The organism is Streptomyces sp. B8-7, assembly GCF_058833805.1.
In genome coordinates this window covers 598,571-616,226 of record NZ_JBYRRL010000005.1, presented here as the reverse complement: position 1 = coordinate 616,226, position 17,656 = coordinate 598,571, and the positions used below count along the sequence as shown (strand labels likewise).

General features: G+C 74.2%; 13 protein-coding genes. 8 read left to right on the top strand and 5 right to left on the bottom strand.

The window, feature by feature from the left end; translation table 11 throughout:
* Positions 1-152 precede the first annotated feature (152 nt).
* The 6 genes from scy to AC5K6T_RS26835 all read left to right on the top strand — a co-directional run bounded on the left by scy (position 153) and on the right by AC5K6T_RS26835 (position 9,684).
* A complete protein-coding gene (gene scy, locus AC5K6T_RS26860) occupies positions 153-4,133 on the top strand; it encodes a polarized growth protein Scy (protein WP_493212996.1) in 3,981 nt (1,326 codons plus the stop codon).
* A 348-nt stretch (positions 4,134-4,481) separates the two neighbouring features.
* Positions 4,482-5,417, top strand: coding sequence for a cellulose-binding protein (locus AC5K6T_RS26855; RefSeq protein ID WP_493212995.1), 936 nt, complete (start codon positions 4,482-4,484; stop codon positions 5,415-5,417).
* Between the two features lie 85 nt (positions 5,418-5,502).
* Positions 5,503-6,462, top strand: a complete 960-nt coding sequence (locus AC5K6T_RS26850) for an ABC transporter ATP-binding protein (RefSeq protein WP_493212993.1) — start codon at positions 5,503-5,505, stop codon at positions 6,460-6,462.
* Between the two features lie 2 nt (positions 6,463-6,464).
* Positions 6,465-7,235, top strand: a complete 771-nt coding sequence (locus AC5K6T_RS26845; protein ID WP_493212992.1) for an ABC transporter permease — start codon at positions 6,465-6,467, stop codon at positions 7,233-7,235.
* Positions 7,236-7,591: 356 nt separating this feature from the next.
* Positions 7,592-8,821, top strand: a complete 1,230-nt coding sequence (locus AC5K6T_RS26840; RefSeq protein ID WP_493212991.1) for an ABC transporter ATP-binding protein — start codon at positions 7,592-7,594, stop codon at positions 8,819-8,821.
* Complete coding sequence (locus AC5K6T_RS26835; RefSeq protein WP_493212989.1) at positions 8,818-9,684, top strand: ABC transporter permease; 867 nt, start codon at positions 8,818-8,820, stop codon at positions 9,682-9,684. Before AC5K6T_RS26840 ends, AC5K6T_RS26835 begins: the two co-directional genes overlap by 4 nt.
* Positions 9,685-9,774: 90 nt before the next feature.
* Here the strand turns inward: AC5K6T_RS26835 and AC5K6T_RS26830 are convergent, their stop codons facing one another.
* Positions 9,775-10,110 (bottom strand): Rv1322 family protein, encoded by a 336-nt coding sequence (locus AC5K6T_RS26830; protein ID WP_493212987.1) that lies wholly within the window; start codon positions 10,108-10,110, stop codon positions 9,775-9,777.
* A gap of 223 nt (positions 10,111-10,333) precedes the next feature.
* On the opposite strand from AC5K6T_RS26830, the gene AC5K6T_RS26825 reads away from it, so the two are divergent.
* A complete protein-coding gene (locus AC5K6T_RS26825) occupies positions 10,334-11,362 on the top strand; it encodes an LLM class flavin-dependent oxidoreductase (RefSeq protein ID WP_493212986.1) in 1,029 nt (342 codons plus the stop codon).
* Positions 11,363-11,446: 84 nt separating this feature from the next.
* Here AC5K6T_RS26825 and AC5K6T_RS26820 read toward each other — a convergent pair whose 3' ends face one another.
* Positions 11,447-11,839 carry an SCO5389 family protein gene (locus tag AC5K6T_RS26820; RefSeq protein WP_493212984.1) on the bottom strand — a complete coding sequence of 131 codons (393 nt, stop codon included), beginning with the start codon at positions 11,837-11,839 and terminating at the stop codon, positions 11,447-11,449.
* A 289-nt stretch (positions 11,840-12,128) separates the two neighbouring features.
* Here AC5K6T_RS26820 and nucS point away from each other — a divergent pair, with 289 nt between their 5' ends.
* A complete protein-coding gene (gene nucS, locus AC5K6T_RS26815) occupies positions 12,129-12,800 on the top strand; it encodes an endonuclease NucS (protein ID WP_493212982.1) in 672 nt (223 codons plus the stop codon).
* 87 nt (positions 12,801-12,887) lie between these two features.
* On the opposite strand, the gene AC5K6T_RS26810 is transcribed toward nucS, so the two are convergent.
* The 3 genes from AC5K6T_RS26810 to AC5K6T_RS26800 form a co-directional block, all read right to left on the bottom strand.
* Positions 12,888-15,467, bottom strand: a complete 2,580-nt coding sequence (locus tag AC5K6T_RS26810; protein WP_493212980.1) for an ATP-binding protein — start codon at positions 15,465-15,467, stop codon at positions 12,888-12,890.
* 294 nt (positions 15,468-15,761) lie between these two features.
* The gene (locus tag AC5K6T_RS26805) at positions 15,762-16,085 is read right to left on the bottom strand and encodes an STAS domain-containing protein (RefSeq protein WP_493212978.1); all 324 of its coding nucleotides are present in this window, start codon (positions 16,083-16,085) and stop codon (positions 15,762-15,764) included.
* A 517-nt stretch (positions 16,086-16,602) separates the two neighbouring features.
* Complete coding sequence (locus AC5K6T_RS26800; protein ID WP_493212976.1) at positions 16,603-17,451, bottom strand: 3-hydroxyacyl-CoA dehydrogenase family protein; 849 nt, start codon at positions 17,449-17,451, stop codon at positions 16,603-16,605.
* Positions 17,452-17,656: the final 205 nt, after the last annotated feature.

Sequence of the window (17,656 nt, the reverse complement as noted above, 5' to 3'; positions counted from 1 at the left end):
GCAGGCCGGGGTCCGGGTTTCGGGGGACGAGCGCCGGGCAGCAGCCCATGCTCCGTTCGATGATCTGACACCATTCCCCCGGGGGCCCCGTCCGGCGGATGGACGGAGCTCTGTGGACAGACTTGCGACCAGGGGACGGATGGGACCGCGCAGTGCGGGGCTACGAGAGCCAGGAGCGAGAGCCGGCGGCTGACGTCGACCACCTCTCTCGGTTCGAGGCCGAGATGAAGCGGCTGAAGACCGAGCGGGAAAAGGCGATCCAGCACGCCGAGGACCTCGGCTACCAGGTCGAGGTGCTGCGGGCCAAGCTGCACGAGGCGCGCCGCACCCTGATGACCAGGCCCGCCTACGACGGTGGCGACCTCGGCTACCAGGCCGAGCAGCTGCTGCGCAACGCGCAGGTGCAGGCCGACCAGCTGCGCGCCGACGCCGAGCGCGAGCTCAGCCAGGTGCGCGCGCAGACCCAGCGGATCCTGCAGGAGCACGCCGAGCAGGCGGCCCGGCTCCAGGCCGAACTGCACCAGGAGGCGGTGACCCGCCGCCAGCAGCTCGACCAGGAGCTCGCGGAACGCCGGCAGACCGTCGAGTCCCACGTCAACGAGAACGTCGCCTGGGCCGAACAGCTGCGTGCCCGCACCGAGACCCAGGCCCGCCGCCTGCTGGAGGAGTCCCGCGCGGAGGCCGAGCAGGCACTGGCCGCCGCCCGCGCGGAGGCCGAGCGGCTGACCGGCGAGGCCGGCCGGCGGCTCCAGGCCGAGGCCGAGGCGGGCCGCGCGGAGGCCGAGCAGATCCTGCGCCGGGCCCGCGCCGACGCCGAGCGGCTGCTGAACGCGGCCTCCGCCCAGGCCCAGGAGGCCACCGACCACGCCGAGCGGCTCCGCTCCACCACGGCGAACGAGTCCGACACCGCCCGCCGGCAGGCCGCCGAACTCGGCCGGGCCGCCGAGCAGCGCATCACCGAGGCCGAGGAGGCCCTGCGCAAGGCGCAGAGCGAGGCCGAGAAGCTGGTCGCCGAGGCCAAGGAGGCCGCCGCCAAGGCGCTGGCGGGCGCCGAGGCCGCCAACGACACCCGCACCCGCACCGCCAAGGAGCAGGTCGCCCGGCTGGTCGGCGAGGCCACCAAAGAGGCCGAGAGCGTCCGAGCCGAGGCCGAGCAGGCACTGGCCGACGCCCGCACCGAGGCCGAGAAGGTCGTGGCGGAGGCCGCCGAGAAGGCCCGCACCATCACCGCCGAGGAGAGCGCGACCCAGCTGTCGAAGGCGGCCAAGACCGCCGAGGACGTGCTGAACAGGGCGGCGGAAGAGGCCAAGCAGACCACCAGGGCCGCCGCCGAGGAGGCCGAGCGGATCCGCCGTGAGGCGGAGGCCGAGGCCGACCGGCTGCGCGCCGAGGCGCACGACATCGCCGAGCAGCTCAAGGGCGCCGCCAAGGACGACACCGAGGAGTACCGCGCCAAGACCGTCGAACTGCAGGAGGAGGCGCGCCGGCTGCGCGGCGAGGCCGAGCAGCTGCGCGCGGCCGCGGTCGACGAGGGCGAGAAGATCCGCGCGGAGGCCCGGCGCGAGGCCGTGGCGCAGATCGAGGAGGCGGCCCGCTCCGCCGAGGAACTGCTCGCCAAGGCCAAGGCCGACGCCGACGAGCTGCGCAGCGGCGCGACCGCGGACAGCGAGAAGGTCCGCACCGAGGCGATCGAGCGGGCGACGGCGCTGCGCCGGCAGGCCGAGGAGACCCTGGAGCGCGCCCGCGCGGAGGCCGAGCGGCACCGCGAGGAGGCCGCGGAGCAGGCCGAGGGCGTCCGGACGGACGCCGAGCGGGCCGCCCGGGAGCTGCGCGAGGAGACCGAGCGGGCGGTCGCCGCCCGGGAGGCGGAGGCCGACGAGGAGCTGACCCGCCGGCACAGCGAGGCCGAGCAGCGCCTCGCCGCCGCCGAGGAGGCGCTGGCCGACGCCCGCGAGCAGGCCGGGCGGATCCGCCGCGAGGCGGCCGAGGAGACCGAGCGGCTGCGCACCGAGGCCGCCGAGCGGATCCGCGTACTGCGGGAGCAGGCGGAGGACGAGGCGGATCGGCTGCGCACCGAGGCCGCCGCCGACGCCTCGGCCGCCCGCGCCGAGGGCGAGTCCGTCGCGGTACGGCTGCGCACCGAGGCCGCCGCCGAGGCGGAGCGGCTGCGGGCGGAGGCCCAGGAGAGCGCCGACCGGGTGCGCGCCGAGGCGCAGGCCGCCGCCGAGCGGCTCGGCACGGAGGCGTCGGAGACGCTGGCCGCCGCGCAGGAGGAGGCCTCCCGGCGCCGCCGGGAGGCGGAGGAACTGCTGGGTTCCGCCCGGCAGGAGGCCGACCAGGAGCGGCAGCGGGCCCGCGAGCAGAGCGAGGAGCTGCTGGCCAGCGCCCGCACCCGGGTCGAGGAGGCCGAGACCGAGGCGACCCGGCTGGTCGAGGAGGCCGACCGGCGCGCCACCGAGATGGTGTCGGCCGCCGAGCAGCACGCGCAGCAGGTCCGCGAGTCGGTGTCGGGCCTGCACGAGCAGGCCCAGGAGGAGATCGCCGGGCTGCGCTCGGCCGCCGAGCACGCCGCGGACCGCACCCGCAGGGAGGCCCAGGAGGAGGCGGACCGGGTCCGCGCCGACGCCTACGCCGAGCGGGAGCGGGCCGGTGAGGACGCCGGCCGGCTGCGCCGCGAGGCGGCCGAGGAGGCGGAGGCCGCGAAGGCGCTCGCCGAGCACACCATGACCGAGGCGCTCGCCGAGGCCGAGCGGGTCCGCTCCGACGCCGCCGAGCACGCCCAGCGGGTACGCACCGAGGCGTCGGACACCATCGCCCAGGCCGACCAGGACGCCTCGCGCACCCGGGCCGACGCCCGCGACGACGCCAACCGCATCCGCTCGGACGCGGCGGCGCAGGCGGACACCCTGATCACCGAGGCCCGCAGTGAGGCCGAGCGGCTGACCGGCGAGACGGTCGCCGAGGCGGAGCGGCTGACCGGGCAGGCGCGGGCCGCCGCCGAACGGCTCGCGGCCGAGTCCGCCGCCGAGGCGGACCGGGTGCGGACCGAGGCGCTGACCGAGGCGGAGCGGCTGACCACGGAGACCGCCGCCGAGAGCGAGCGGGTGCGGACCGAGGCGCAGACCGCGGCCGAACGCCTGCTCGCGGAGGCCACCGACGAGGCGGAGCGGCTGCGCGCCGAGGCCGCGGAGACGGTCGGCTCGGCACGGCAGCAGGCCGACCGGATGCGCGCGGAGGCGGAACGGCTGCGGGCGGAGACGGCCGAGGAGGCCGAGCGGGTCACGTCGGCGGCGCGCGAGGAGGCCGAGCGCACCCTGGACGAAGCGCGCCGGGACGCCAACAAGCGGCGCTCGGAGGCGGCCGAACAGGTCGACACCCTCATCACGGAGACCACGGCCGAGGCCGACAAGCTCCTCACCGAGGCCCAGCAGCAGGCGCTGCAGGCGACCGCGGACGCCGAGTCGCAGGCCGACACGATGGTCGGCGCGGCCCGCTCGGAGGCGGAGCGCATCGTGTCCGAGGCGACGGTCGAGGGCAACTCGCTGGTCGAGAAGGCCCGTACGGACGCCGACGAGCTGCTGGTCGGGGCACGCCGGGACGCCACGGCGATAAGAGAGCGCGCGGAGGAGCTGCGCGACCGCATCACCGGCGAGATCGAGGAGCTGCACGACCGGGCCCGCCGGGAGGCCGCGGAGACCATGAAGTCGACCGGCGACCGCTGCGACGCGCTGATCAAGGCCGCGGAGGAGCAGCTGGAGAAGGCCCGTGCCAAGGCCAAGGAGCTGGTGTCGGAGGCCAACTCCGAGGCGAGCAAGGTGCGCATCGCGGCGGTGAAGAAGGCCGAGGGCCTGCTGAAGGAGGCCGAGCAGAAGAAGGCCTCGCTGGTGAAGGAGGCCGAGGAGCTCAGGGTGGAGGCGGTCCGCGAGGCCCGGCGCACGGTCGAGGAGGGCAAGCGGGAGCTGGAGGTCCTGGTGCGCCGGCGCGAGGACATCAACGCCGAGATCTCCCGTGTCCAGGACGTCCTGGAGGCGTTGGAGTCCTTCGAGGCTCCCGGCGCGGCCAAGGACGCGGGCGTCAAGGCGGGCGCCACGGTGGGTGCCCCTCGTTCGGGTGGCAAGTCCTCGGAGGGCTAGGGCGTGTTCCGGCGGTGGCGTCGTCCGCCCGGAGGGCGGGGCCCGCGGCGTCCGGTGCGGCGAGCGGGGCCCGGCCACGCCCTCGGGGCGGTGGGCGAGCGTGCCGGTACGCCGCGATGGCGCGGAGATCCGTCAGAAGTCCTCCGGGGTGCCGCGTTCCGGGGTGTTCCAGGGGGTTTGTCCGGGACGTACCGTGAGCGCGGGCCGGGGTGTGGCAAGCGATCCGGCGGTCAGCCACTCAAAAGAGGTGTCATTCTCCAGATCAAACACGCATCCGCTCGATGACACGCCGTTCCGACCCCTAGGATTCCAACTATCACCTCACCGGTCTCATTCGACAGGAACCCCATGAGCGACACTTCCCCCTACGGCTTCGAGCTTGTGCGGCGTGGGTACGACCGCGCTCAGGTGGACGAACGTATCTCCAAGCTCGTCTCCGACCGTGACAGCGCTCTCGCCCGCATCACCGCTCTGGAAAAGCGCATCGAGGAGCTCCACCTCGAAACGCAGAACGCCCAGGCCCAGGTGAACGACGCCGAGCCGTCGTACGCCGGTCTCGGCGCGCGGGTCGAGAAGATCCTGCGCCTCGCCGAGGAAGAGGCCAAGGACCTGCGTGAGGAGGCCCGCCGCGCCGCCGAGCAGCACCGTGAGCTCGCCGAGTCGGCCGCCCAGCAGGTCCGCAACGACGCCGAGTCGTTCGCCTCGGAGCGCAAGGCCAAGGCCGAGGACGAGGGCGTCCGGATCGTCGAGAAGGCTCAGGGCGAGGCGTCCCAGCTGCGCGCCGAGGCGCAGAAGGACGCGCAGTCCAAGCGCGAGGAGGCGGACGCGCTCTTCGAGGAGACCCGCGCCAAGGCCGCGCAGGCCGCCGCCGACTTCGAGACCAACCTGGCCAAGCGCCGCGAGCAGTCCGAGCGCGACCTGGCCTCCCGCCAGGCCAAGGCCGAGAAGCGCCTCGCGGAGATCGAGCACCGCGCGGAGCAGCTCCGCCTGGAGGCGGAGAAGCTGCGCACGGACGCCGAGCGCCGCGCCCGCCAGACGGTGGAGACCGCCCAGCGCCAGGCCGAGGACATCGTGGCCGACGCCAATGCCAAGGCCGACCGCATCCGTTCGGAGTCCGAGCGCGAGCTGGCCGCCCTCACCAACCGCCGCGACTCGATCAACGCGCAGCTGACGAACGTCCGCGAGATGCTCGCCACGCTGACCGGTGCCGCGGTGGCCGCGGCCGGCACCCCGGCCGAGGACGAGCCGATCTCCCGCGGCGTCCCCGCGCAGCAGTCCCGGTAAGCGTCCGGCGACGACCCGCCGAACACCTGACGAGCCCTCTGTCACTCCGGTGGCGGAGGGCTTTGTCACGTTCTAGCGTGGCCGCATGATCGAGCTCGAAGGACTGACCAAGCGGTACGGCGAGAAGGTGGCGGTCGACGATCTCACCTGCACCGTCCGGCCGGGCATCGTCACGGGCTTCCTCGGCCCGAACGGCGCCGGCAAGTCCACCACCATGCGGATGATGCTCGGGCTCGACCGGCCCACGGCCGGCAGTGTGCGCATCGACGGCATGCGCTACGACCAGCTGCGGGACCCCCTGACGTACATCGGGGCACTGCTGGACGCCAAGGCCGTGCACGGCGGGCGCAGCGCCTTCAACCATCTGCTGTGCCTGGCGCAGAGCAACGGCATCCCGCGCCGCCGGGTGGACGAGGTGCTGGACACGGTCGGGCTGACCTCGGTGGCGCGCAAGAAGGCCAAGGGGTTCTCGCTGGGCATGGGGCAGCGGCTGGGCATCGCGGCCGCGCTGCTGGGCGACCCGCGGATCCTGATGTTCGACGAGCCGGTCAACGGCCTCGACCCCGAGGGCATCCACTGGATCCGCACCCTGATGAAGGCGCTCGCCGCGGAGGGCCGCACGGTGTTCGTCTCCTCGCACCTGATGAGCGAGATGGCGCTGACCGCCGACCACCTCATCGTGATCGGGCAGGGCCGGCTGCTCGCCGACACCTCCATGGCCGACTTCATCGCCCGCAACTCACGGGCGTACGTCCGGGTCCGCTCCCCGCAGCGGGAGCGGCTGCTCGACGTGCTGCAGCAGGCCGGGATCACGGCCGTGGAGACCGGCGACGCGCTGGAGATCGAGGGCGGCAAGCCCGAGCGGGTGGGTGAGCTGGCCGCGCAGCACCAGATCGTGCTGCACGAGCTGAGTCCCCAGCAGGCTTCGTTGGAGGAGGCGTTCATGCAGCTGACGGCCGAGACCGTCGAGTACCACGCGCACAGCGGCCGGCCGGTTCAGCCGCAGCGGCAGCAGGCGTGGGGCGCCGACTGGAAGAGGGGCTGACCATGGCGTCCGCACAGGTCCTCAGGTCCGAGTGGACCAAGATCCGGTCGGTGGCGTCCACGATGTGGACGCTGTCGCTGGCGGTGGTGGTCACCATCGCGCTCGGCATCCTGATCTCGGCGCTGGCGAAGAACGACTTCGACAACCTCAGCGCCCGCGACCAGGTCGCCTTCGACCCGACCTTCATCAGCTTCGCGGGCATGAGCCTCGGCCAGCTGGCGATGATCGTGTTCGGGGTGCTGGTGGTGTCCAACGAGTACAGCAGCGGCATGATCCGGGTCTCGCTGTCCGCCGTGCCGCGGCGCGGGACCTTTCTGTTCAGCAAGGTCGCGGTGGCCACGGCGCTCGCGCTCGCGGTCGGCATGGCGACCAGCTTCGCCACCTTCTTCCTCGGCCAGTCCGTACTGGGCTCGCTCAGGGCCTCCCTCGGCGACCAGGGGGTGCTGCGCGCGGTCATCGGTGGCGGGCTGTACATGACGCTGATCGCGGTGTTCTCCATGGGCGTCGCCGCGATGCTGCGCTCCCCCATGCTCTCCCTCGGCATCCTGATGCCGTTCTTCTTCCTGATCTCCAACATCCTCGGGAACGTCAGCGCCACCGAGAAGATCGGCCGCTACCTCCCGGACCAGGCCGGCAGCCGGATCATGCAGGTGGTCCGGCCGCTCGACGACGACACCCCCTACGGCCCCTGGGGCGGGCTGGCGATCATGGCGCTCTGGGTGGCCGCGGCCCTGGCCGGCGGGTACCTCGTGCTGAAGCGGCGGGACGCCTGAGCGGAAGCGGCGAACGGGAACCGGGCCGGGACCCGGAAACGGGGCCCGGGGCAAGCCGGGACCCGGGGCAAGCCGAGACCCGGGGCAAGCCGAGACCCGGGGCAAGCCGAGACCCGGGGCAAGCCGAGACCCGGGGCAGGCCGGGGCCCGGGGGCGGGGCAGAACGGCCGGAAGATGCGGTGGGACGGGAGGGGACAGGGGCCGGGCCCGCACGGAGGCCGCCCACCGGGGCACGCCGCTTTTTACTCCCGCTTGAAGGGAACCGTCAGCGCCTCGATATCCTCCTAACCCTTACGGGGGCGTGTGCCCCGCTGTCCTGAGTTTTTCGACGGGTACCGTCCGATGGGAACCGGAGCATGATCGAGGCAGTCGGCCTGACCAAGCGCTACGGCGACAAGACCGCTGTGCACAACCTTTCCTTCCAGGTGCGGCCGGGGGCCGTCACCGGCTTCCTCGGGCCCAACGGCTCGGGCAAGTCCACCACGATGAGGATGATCCTCGGGCTGGACAACCCGACCTCCGGGCAGGTGACGATCGGCGGCTACCCGTACCGCAAACTGCCGAACGCTCCCCGGCAGGTCGGTGCGCTGCTCGACGCGAAGGCCGTGCACGGCGGCCGCTCGGCGCGCAACCACCTGCTCAGCCTCGCCCAGCTGTCCGGCATCCCGGCCCGACGCGTCGACGAGGTGCTCGGCGTGGTCGGCCTCAGGGAGGTGGCCTCCCGCCGGTCCAAGGGCTTCTCCCTCGGCATGGGCCAGCGGCTCGGCATCGCCGCCGCGCTGCTCGGCGACCCCCAGGTGCTGCTCTTCGACGAGCCGGTCAACGGCCTCGACCCCGAGGGCATCCTGTGGGTGCGCAACCTGATGAAGGCGCTCGCCGCGGAGGGCCGTACGGTCTTCGTCTCGTCGCACCTGATGAGCGAGATGGCGCTGACCGCCGACCACCTCATCGTGATCGGGCGCGGCCAGCTGCTCGCCGACATGAGCGTGCCGGACTTCATCGCGGCGAACTCCGCCGGCTTCGCCCGGGTGCGCACCCCGGACACCGAGCCCCAGCTGCGCGAGAAACTCGGCTCGGCGCTGACCGAGGCGGGCGCCCACGTGCTGCCCGAGCAGGACGGCGCGCTGCGGGTGACCGGGCTGGCGCTGCCGCGGATCAGCGACATCGCGCACGACGCCGACGTACGGCTGTGGGAGCTGTCCCCGCACCAGGCCTCACTGGAGGAGGCCTACATGCGGATGACGCAGGGCGCGGTGGACTACCGCTCCACCATCGACCAGCGGGCCGGCCTGCAGCAGCCCCTGCCGCCCGGCGCGCAGCCCCCGATGCCGGTCCCGGGGCAGGGCCAGCCCGGCTGGTACGCCCCGCCGCCGCCCCAGCAGGGCGGGCAGCCCCAGGCGATGCCGCCCGGCGCCAACCCCTACCTCCAGGCGGGTGCGGGCACGCCGCAGGCGCCGGGAGCGCAGCCCGCACCGGGCCAGGGCGCGCCGGGTGCCGCCGCACCGCAGCCGCCCGCGTCCGCCCCGTCCGCCGCCCCGTCGCCCGCCCCGTCGCCCGCCCCGAACAAGCCCGAGGACGTCCGATGAGCACGCCCCAGCCCCCGACGGCCCAGACCGCGCCCCACGGGCAGCAGGCGGCCGGTGGGCCGCAGGCCGCCTACACCTCGCCCATCCCGGTGGTGCGCACCCACCTCGGGCATGCGCTCGCCTCCGAGTGGACGAAGATCAGGTCGGTCCGCTCCACGATGTGGACGCTCGGCGTGTTCGTCGTCCTGGTGGTCGGCATCGGTCTGCTGGTCGGCCTGCTGGTGTCCCGCACCTCCGAGGCCGACCTGGGCGACGAGAGCCCGCTCGGCCTCGGCTTCTTCGGACTGCTGCTCGGCTCCATGTGTGTGATCACGCTGGGTGTGCTGACCACGGCCTCCGAGTACGGCACCGGCATGATCCGTACCACGATGACCGCCTGCCCCACCCGGGGCCGGGTGCTCGCGGCGAAGTCGATCGTGTTCTTCTCCCTGGCGTTCACGGTGACGCTGGTGTCCGCGGGCCTCGTCGCCCTGGCCCAGGTCGGCATGCTGGGCGAGGCCCGCGAGCCCACCGGGGCGGAGTGGTTCAGAGGCACCGTGGGCATCTCGCTCTACCTGGCGCTGCTCGGCCTGCTGTCGCTGCTGGTCGGCTCGGTCATCCGGCACTCGGCCGGCGCCATCACCATCATGATCGCCACGGTGCTCGCGCCGCTGGTGATCGCGCTGTTCATGTTCGCGTCGTCGCTCGCGGACGTGCGCCAGGCGCTGTTCGAGTACTCGATCCCCAACCAGCTGAGCGTCTTCTACTCCAACTCGCTGTCCGAGTCCGGCCCGTCGGGCTGGGACCCGCTGTGGATCATGCTGGCCGCGGTCGCCGTGGTCTTCGCGGGCGCCTACGCGCTGCTGGAGCGGCGGGACGTGTGACCCGCCCGGCCCGTCGGGCCGGTCCGTCCGGCGTCCGCGCCATGCCGGTGGCCGGCCGCCGGGCCGCCTCCTGCCGCGCGGCCCCGCGCTTCAGAACCGGGGCGCGTTCCGGGACCGCTGCACCCGTGTGGTGCGGCGGTCCCGTGCGTTCCAGCACGCCTTGTGCCAGTGCCGCCGGTCGTCGACGCCCGCGTGCGCGGGCCAGGCCACCACGTGCGGGACGCCGGAGGGGATGAGCTGGTCGCACCCGGGGCAGCGGTAGGACTTGCCCTCGGCTCCGGCCCCCGCCACATGCCGCACCGTCCAGTCCTCGCCGTGCCAGTCCGCCGAGGACTCCCAGCCTCCGTAGCGGCCCGGCCGGTCCTCCTCGGCGCTGCGGCCGGGCGGGAATCCGCCACCCTTGGGTCGGTTGCGACGCGGGGACACAGAACACCTCACGGGGCTATACAGGAAGCACGGTCCAACTCCAGCGTACGCGGCGGCGGGCCGGGCACCCGGCCCGGCGAGAAGCCCGCGTCTCCCCCGCCGGAGCGGCTCATTCCGCAGACAATCCGCAAATTCATCCGTAAGGCCGTGTCCTCGGCACGTGTCAGACGGTTATGCCGGGTGGGGGAGCTCCGTGTCGGAGCCAAGGAAGCAGGAAATAGCGATGCGCGTTGGAACTTTCGTGCTGGCCGCCCAGTTCCCGGGACAGGGCCAGGGGGAGGCACTGCACCGGGCGGTCCGCTCGGCGGAGGTGACCGAGGAGGCGGGGCTGGACGCGGTCTGGCTCGCGGAGCACCACTTCGTGCCGTACGGCACCTGCCCGTCCGCCGTCACCCTGGCCGCCCTGCTGCTCGGGCGGACCCGCCGGATCCGGGTGGGCACCGCGGTCTCGGTGCTGCCCACCGTCCACCCGGTGGCACTGGGCGAACAGGCGGCGCTGCTGCACCTGACGAGCGGCGGCCGGTTCACTCTGGGAGTGGGGCGGGGCGGGCCGTGGGTGGACCTGGAGGTGTTCGGCGCGGGCCTGGCCGCGTACGAGGAGGGGTTTCCCGAATCACTCGATCTGCTGGTGCGCTGGCTGCGCGAACCCGCCGTGTCCGCCGCCGGGGAGCGCTTCGCCTTCCGTGAGGTCCCGGTCGTGCCGCGCCCGTCGGAGGCCCTGACCGACGCCGCAGGACCGGAGGTGCTGGTCGCCTGCACCTCCCCGGCCGGCGTACGGACGGCCGCCGAGCGCGGGCTGCCGATGCTGCTCGGCATGCACGTGGGGGACGAGGAGAAGGCCGAGATGGTCGCCCTGTGGCAGCGGTCCGCGCGGGCCGCCGGCCGGTCCGCCGAGGAGATCCGGGACGCGGCCCATGTGTCGGCCGGTGTCTGCGAGATCGCCGACCGGCGCACGGACGCCGCGGAGTCCCTGCTGAAGGCGATGCCGGGCTGGCTGAGGCAGGGACTCGACGCGCACATCACGGTGGACGGGCGCGAGCGCCGGATGCGCGACCCGCTGGCGTACACCGAACTGCTCTGCGGGCTGCACCCGGTGGGCCCCCCGCGGCTGTGCGCGGACCGGCTCGCCGCGACCGCCGAACGCACCGGGGTCTCCCGCTTCGCCCTCCTCGTCGAGGGCTCGGGCGACCTGGCGGCCACGGAGGAGAACGTACGGCGGCTCGGTGCGGAGGTGCTCCCGCAGCTGCGCTGAACCGCCGCGCCCCACTGACTGCTTGCCGCCCCGGCACGCACTGCACCTCCCCGGTACGGAGCGGCAAGCGGGTCATGGAACGCCTCAGCAGTCCCGCAGCTCCGGGGACTGGTTCAGCAGCTGACTGCGGACCGAGGTGAACCGGACCAGCGTCTCCTCGGCCGAGCCGTCCGCCGGGAACACCGCCACCCGGTGGCAGTTCTGGAAGGCCAGCCGCACCCCGAAGTGCCGTTGCAGCGCACCGCGTATGGCGTCACTCGCCAGCGCGCGCAGCAGCTGACCGCGCGCCTGCTCGTCCGGCGGGGGCGTCTGGTTGTCGGCGAACGGTCCGCCGTCGACCTTCAGCTGGGCCACCAGGGAGCTGATCATCTCCCACGCGTAGGGCAGGGAGGTCCGGACGCAGTCGACGAATGCTGCTTCGTCGACCTCGCCTCGCTCGGCCTGTTCGAGTAGGGCCGGTGAGACGTCGAGCGACATGGGTTCTCCTCTCGCACCCCCGGACAAGCAGGGGTTGCCGGACGGGTAAGGGAGTTCGCGAATTCCGGCACGCTGCGTACACACCTCGCAACCTCCCGTTCAATACGGTAGGCAACGGCGGGTGACCGCACCAGGAGAATGCACACATAGGGAACCCCGGGTGTGCCCACAATCGGCCACGACCGAACAGGAGTCTTCCGGATCAAAAGGGGCGGGGCACGAAAGGCCCATCGGGGACTGCGGGACGCGAATCGCGTCGGGGGCGGACCGTCGAGTAGCGTTGCGGACCATGCGTCTCGTCATCGCCCGGTGTTCCGTCGACTACGCCGGCCGGCTCACCGCCCACCTGCCCTCGGCGCCCCGTCTGATCCTGGTCAAGGCCGACGGCAGCGTCTCGATCCACGCCGACGACCGGGCCTACAAGCCCCTCAACTGGATGTCGCCGCCCTGCACCCTGAAGGAGGGTGCGGGTGACGAGGACGGGGTGTGGACGGTCGTCAACAAGACGGGCGAGAAACTGATCATCACGATGGAGGAGATCCTCCACGACTCCTCGCACGAGCTCGGTGTGGACCCCGGACTGATCAAGGACGGCGTGGAAGCGCACCTCCAGGAGCTGCTCGCCGACCGCATCGAGACGCTGGGCGAGGGCTACACCCTCATCCGGCGCGAGTACATGACGGCCATCGGGCCGGTGGACATCCTGTGCCGGGACGCCGAGGGCGGGACCGTCGCCGTGGAGATCAAGCGCCGCGGCGAGATCGACGGGGTGGAGCAGCTCACCCGCTACCTGGAGCTGCTGAACCGGGACCCGCATCTGGCCCCGGTGCGGGGGGTGTTCGCCGCCCAGGAGATCAAGCCGCAGGCGCGGGTCCTCGCCACCGACCGCGGCATCGACTGCCAGGTCCTCGACTACGACGCGCTGCGCGGCATCGAGGACGACAAGCTGCGGCTGTTCTGAGCGGGGCGCTCCGCCCGCCGCTCCCCCCGGGTGTCCAGGGCCGGGGCTCCCCCGCGGAGCCCCGGCCCTGACGTGTGACGGCCGGCCTCAGATGAGGTCCGGCGTCCCGCTCCGGGTGGCGCCGCCCGTGCCGGCCGGGCCCCCGGTACCGGTCCCGCTCTCCGACGCGGTCACCGGGGCCGGGGGGCTGCCGCCGGCCGACTCGGAGGTGTCCGGGCTCCCCGTGGAGGTCCCGGTCCCGGTCGGCTCCGGCGAGCCGGTCGGTGACGCCGTGGGGGTGGGTGTCGGGTCCGTCGTGGACGGCGTCGGCGTCGGGGTCGGCGTGGGGCTGCCGGTGGGCCGGTGGGACGGCGAGCCCGACGGGGTCGGCGTGGGGGTGCCGGTGGTCGGCCGGGAGCCGGCCGGGACCGCCGGGGTGCCGCCGCCGGGCGCGGGCGCGGCGGGCGCCGGGGCGGCGGACGGGCCGGCCGAGCCGGTGCCGGTGGGACGGCTGGTCGCCTTCCCGGTGTCGGTGCCGGCCGCCGGGGCGGCCTCGTCGTCCGGGTCGCCGTGGTCGTCATCGTCGTCGTGGTAGCCGGGGCCGGCGTCCTGACCGGCCGTCGGGGTGACGCCCACCCGGGTCGACGGGTCGCCGTCACCCTGGTCGGAGGTCGCGCCGAGGGTCACCACGGTGCCCAGCACCACGACGAGCAGGGCGCCCGCCCCGGCCGCGGCCAGGTTGCGCCGGGCCAGTCGGCGCAGTCCGCTCCCGGTGGTCCCGCCGTACCCGGGCCCGGCAGGGTCCTCCGGGCCGGCCGGCGGCAGCGCCGGGCGGGGGACGGGGGCCGCGAGGGCGGCGGGGGACGGCTTGTCGAAGCTGAGGCCGGACGGCTCCCCGGCGGGCGGGAGGGCCGGCAGGCCCGGTGTGGTGCCGCAGCGGTCGTCCACCAGGGCGAGCGCGCGGCGGCCCGAGACGGTGCCGTGCTTGTCGGCGACGGCCCCGCGCAGCCCGATCGACGCCTCCAGTTCGGCGCGGGCCCGGTCGAACTGGCCGCCGCACAGCGCGAGGACGCCGAGTTCGTGGTGGAAGTAGGCCTGTTCCGGGACGTCGCCGGCCAGCCGGGCGGCTTCGGCGCCGGAACGCAGCGCCCGCTCCCACGCGCTCCAGTCCCGCCCGGCGGCGAACGCGGGCGCCGCCGCGCGGGCCAGCCGCACGGCCGGGCTCTCCTCGCCCTCGGGCGGCACCGTGGTGGCGGGCACCAGCGCGCTCAGCGCGGCGAGTACGGCGTCGGCCTCGGCGCACACCCGGTCGGGGGTGACGGAGGCGTGTCCGGCCCACCAGGTGTAGTGCAGGACCGCGTCGAGGGCGCGGGCCCCGGCCTCGTCGGCGTAGCCGGCGGCCTCCAACTGCTCGGACACCTGGGCGGCGAGCCGGTAGCGGCCGCCGACCGGCGAGACCAGCGCGCAGCCGAGGAGTTCACCGAGGGCGGCGTCGGCGTGCGTGTCGCCCACCAGGGCGGGCAGGTGCGCCTGGTGGGGGACCTCCCCGCCGAGGGCGACGGCGAAGCGCAGGGTGGCGCGGGCGGAGGAGCTGAGCCGGGAGGCGAGGAGCGCGGCGGGCGCGGCTCCCTCGGCCAGCGAGGGCAGGGGTATCTCCTCCCCGGCCGGCTCCTCGGGGTCGAGGGGGGCGTCCTCGACGGGCACGTCGGGCTCGAAGACGCCGTACTCGTCGAGCGCGTCGGCGCCGGCCCGCAGCCGGTCTCGCTGCCGCAGCAGGGCGCCGGCCTGGACGAAGCGCAGCGGCAGGCCCTCCGACTCGAACCACAGGTCGCCCGCCCAGTTGGCCTCCTCGTCGCTGAGCGTGCGGCCGACGGCGTGCTCCAGCAGCTTCAGGCTCCCGGCGCGGTCGAGGCCGGACAGCACGACCTCCTCGACGGCGCCGTCCGCGGACGGTGCGGGCACCTCGGGGCCGGCGGCGTACAGGACGGCGCACTCGGGGGTGGCGGCGAGGAAGGCGTCGAGGGCGGTACCGCCGAACTCCAGGTCGTCGATGATCACGACGGCGCCGATCCCGGCGACGCGGGCGAGCAGGTCGTCGTGGTCCAGGCGCTGTCCGGGCGCGCGGTACACGGCGTGGAAGAGGTCGTGGAGCAGGTCGTCGGCGGTGCGGTGGAAGCCGCTGAGCCGGACCACACCGTCGGGGGCGAGTCCGGCGCAGTCCCGGGCGACGAGGTCGAGCAGCCGGCTGCGGCCGGACCCGGCGGGGCCGGTCAGCCGCACGGAGCGGCCCTGGGCGACCAGCCGGGCCAGCCGCTCCCGCTCGTCCCGGCGTCCGGTCAGCGGCAGTTCGGGGCCCGGCGGGCCGGGCGGCGCGGGCGGGCCGGCGGCACGGGACGGCTCCGCGCGCTCGACGGGGGTGAGCTTCTCGGGAAGGCCGGCGCTCCGGGTGGGCGGGCACTGCTCGATCTCGCTGCCGTCGACGGGGTTGACGGTGAGCAGGTAGCCGCCGCAGACGAGTTCGGTGGTACGGGCCTGCGCGGGCGCGTGGTGGCCGAGTTCGGGCGTGAGCGCGTCCCTGGGCGGGCGCTGGCGCGCCGGCTGTCCCGGTCCGCTGTCCGCTCCGCCCGGGCGGGCGGTGCCTGCGTCGCCGTGGCCATGGTCCTCGGGTCCCCGGGTGGTCGGGTCCATAGGTTCGAGCCCCCAAAAGCGTGGTGTGGCGGTAGCCCCTCCCGGCCTTGCTGCACGCTGCGCTGTCGCTTCTGGTCCGGTACCCGCCGGTGGGTGTCGGCGGCGGGCAGTCGAACCGTAAACCGTCGGTCGGCGTCTGCGACAGACCGGGGTGCCGCCCAGCCCGAGACGTCACGGTCTCGTGATGATCGGGCGCTCCGGGCGCTCCGGGCGCTCCGGGCGGTTCGGGCGGTTCGACGCCCGGCGTCCGGATGTCCGGGGGGTCCGGGGTCTGGGGGGCCGGTCGTGCCGGGCTCACACGCGGGGCAGTGACTCCACGCCGGGGCCGCCCTCGATGGCGAGGATCCGGTGCAGGCGGGTGGCCACGAGGAGGCGCTGGAGCTGAGGCGGCACGGCGCGCAGCACCAGACGGCGGCCGCAGCGGCCGGCCCGCCGGTGGGCCCCCATGATCACGCCGAGGCCGGTGGCGTCCCAGGAGTCCAGCTCCGACAGGTTCAGGATCAGGTCGCCGGCTCCGTCGTCGACCGCCGAGTGCAGGACCGTACGGGCGTCCGCGGCGCTGCGGACGTCCAGGCGGCCCCCGACGACCACCTCGGTGTGGTCGCCCCTGATGTACATAAGTGCTCCCGTGGATGCGTCTCGTGCTCCGCGATGGATGGCTGCCGCCCGGCTGCGGCCGGCTGCCGGACGGCCGGGGAAGAGCGGTGGTGCGAGGTGGTGCGGATACGGCTGGTGCGGGTACTGCCGGTGCTGCGGTGCGGGGTGGTGCAGGGCGGTGGTGCGGTCCGGCGCGGGCCGGGCCCGTGCCGGGTGGTCCGGACGGGATGGTCCGGACGGGGTGGCACGGACGGGATGGCCCGTGCCGGGTGGCAATGACGACGTTGCACCGTCTGACGGTGCCGGACCGTCAGAGGTTGCCGTCCGTGAGCGAACCGATACCGAATTCACCCCGGGGCGTGACACCGGCCGGGGGTGTGCGGTTTCCGTGTCCGCCGTGTCCGCCGTGTCCTTCGTGTCCGCCGTGGGCGCGGTACCGGTGCGGCACCGGTGGGGTGCCGGTGGGGTGCCGGTGGGGTGCCGGTGGGGTGCCGCGAACGGCACCGCCGGCCCGGTGCTCCCGGCCCGTGCCCGCGGCTCAGTACTGGTAGAAGCCCTGCCCGCTCTTGCGGCCGATGTCACCGGCGTCCACCATCCGGCGCATCAGCTCCGGCGGGGCGAACTTCTCGTCCTGGGTCTCGGTGTAGATGTTGCCGGCCGCGTGCAGCAGGATGTCGACACCGGTGAGGTCGGCGGTGGCCAGCGGGCCCATGGCGTGACCGAAGCCGAGCTTGCAGGCGAGGTCGATGTCCTCGGCGGTGGCCACCCCGGACTCGTAGAGCCTGGTGGCCTCCACGACGAGCGCGGAGATCAGACGGGTCGTCACGAACCCGGCCACGTCGCGGTTGACGACGATGCAGGTCTTGCCGACCGACTCGGCGAACTCCCGTGCGGTGGCGAGCGCCTCGTCGCCGGTCTTGTAGCCGCGCACCAGCTCCACCAGCTGCATCATCGGCACCGGGGAGAAGAAGTGCACGCCGACGACGCGCTCCGGGCGCTCGGTGACGGCCGCGATCTTGGTGATCGGGATGGCGGAGGTGTTGGAGGCGAGCACGGCCTCCGGGCGCACGATCTTGTCGAGGGCGCGGAAGATGTCGTGCTTGACGTCGAGTTTCTCGAACACGGCCTCGACGACGACGTCGGCGTCCGCCGCCGCGTCCAGGTCGGTGGTCGCGGTGATCCGGGCCAGCGCGGCCTCGGCGTCGGCCGCGTCGAGCTTGCCCTTGCCCACGAACTTGTCGTACGACGCCTTGATGCCGTCCGTGCCGCGCCGGAGGGCCTCGTCGGTGACGTCGCGCAGGACGACGTCCCAGCCCGCCTGCGCGGAGACCTGGGCGATGCCGGAACCCATGAGACCGGCTCCGATGACGGCGAGCTTCCGTGCCACTCCGACTCCCCTTGTCTGCCTGCGCGCTCTACGCGCTGTCATGTGTGCGTTCCTGTGTGCTCTCGGCGGACACTAGCGGTCGCGGGGGTGGCACGGCGCGCTTAGTAACGCGTTTCACGTCTCACGGGGTGAGACACCGGTCACGTCAACTCCCTTGGCCGCCGGGGCCCGGGGCGCGGCGGGCCGCGACGGGGTGACGGCGCCC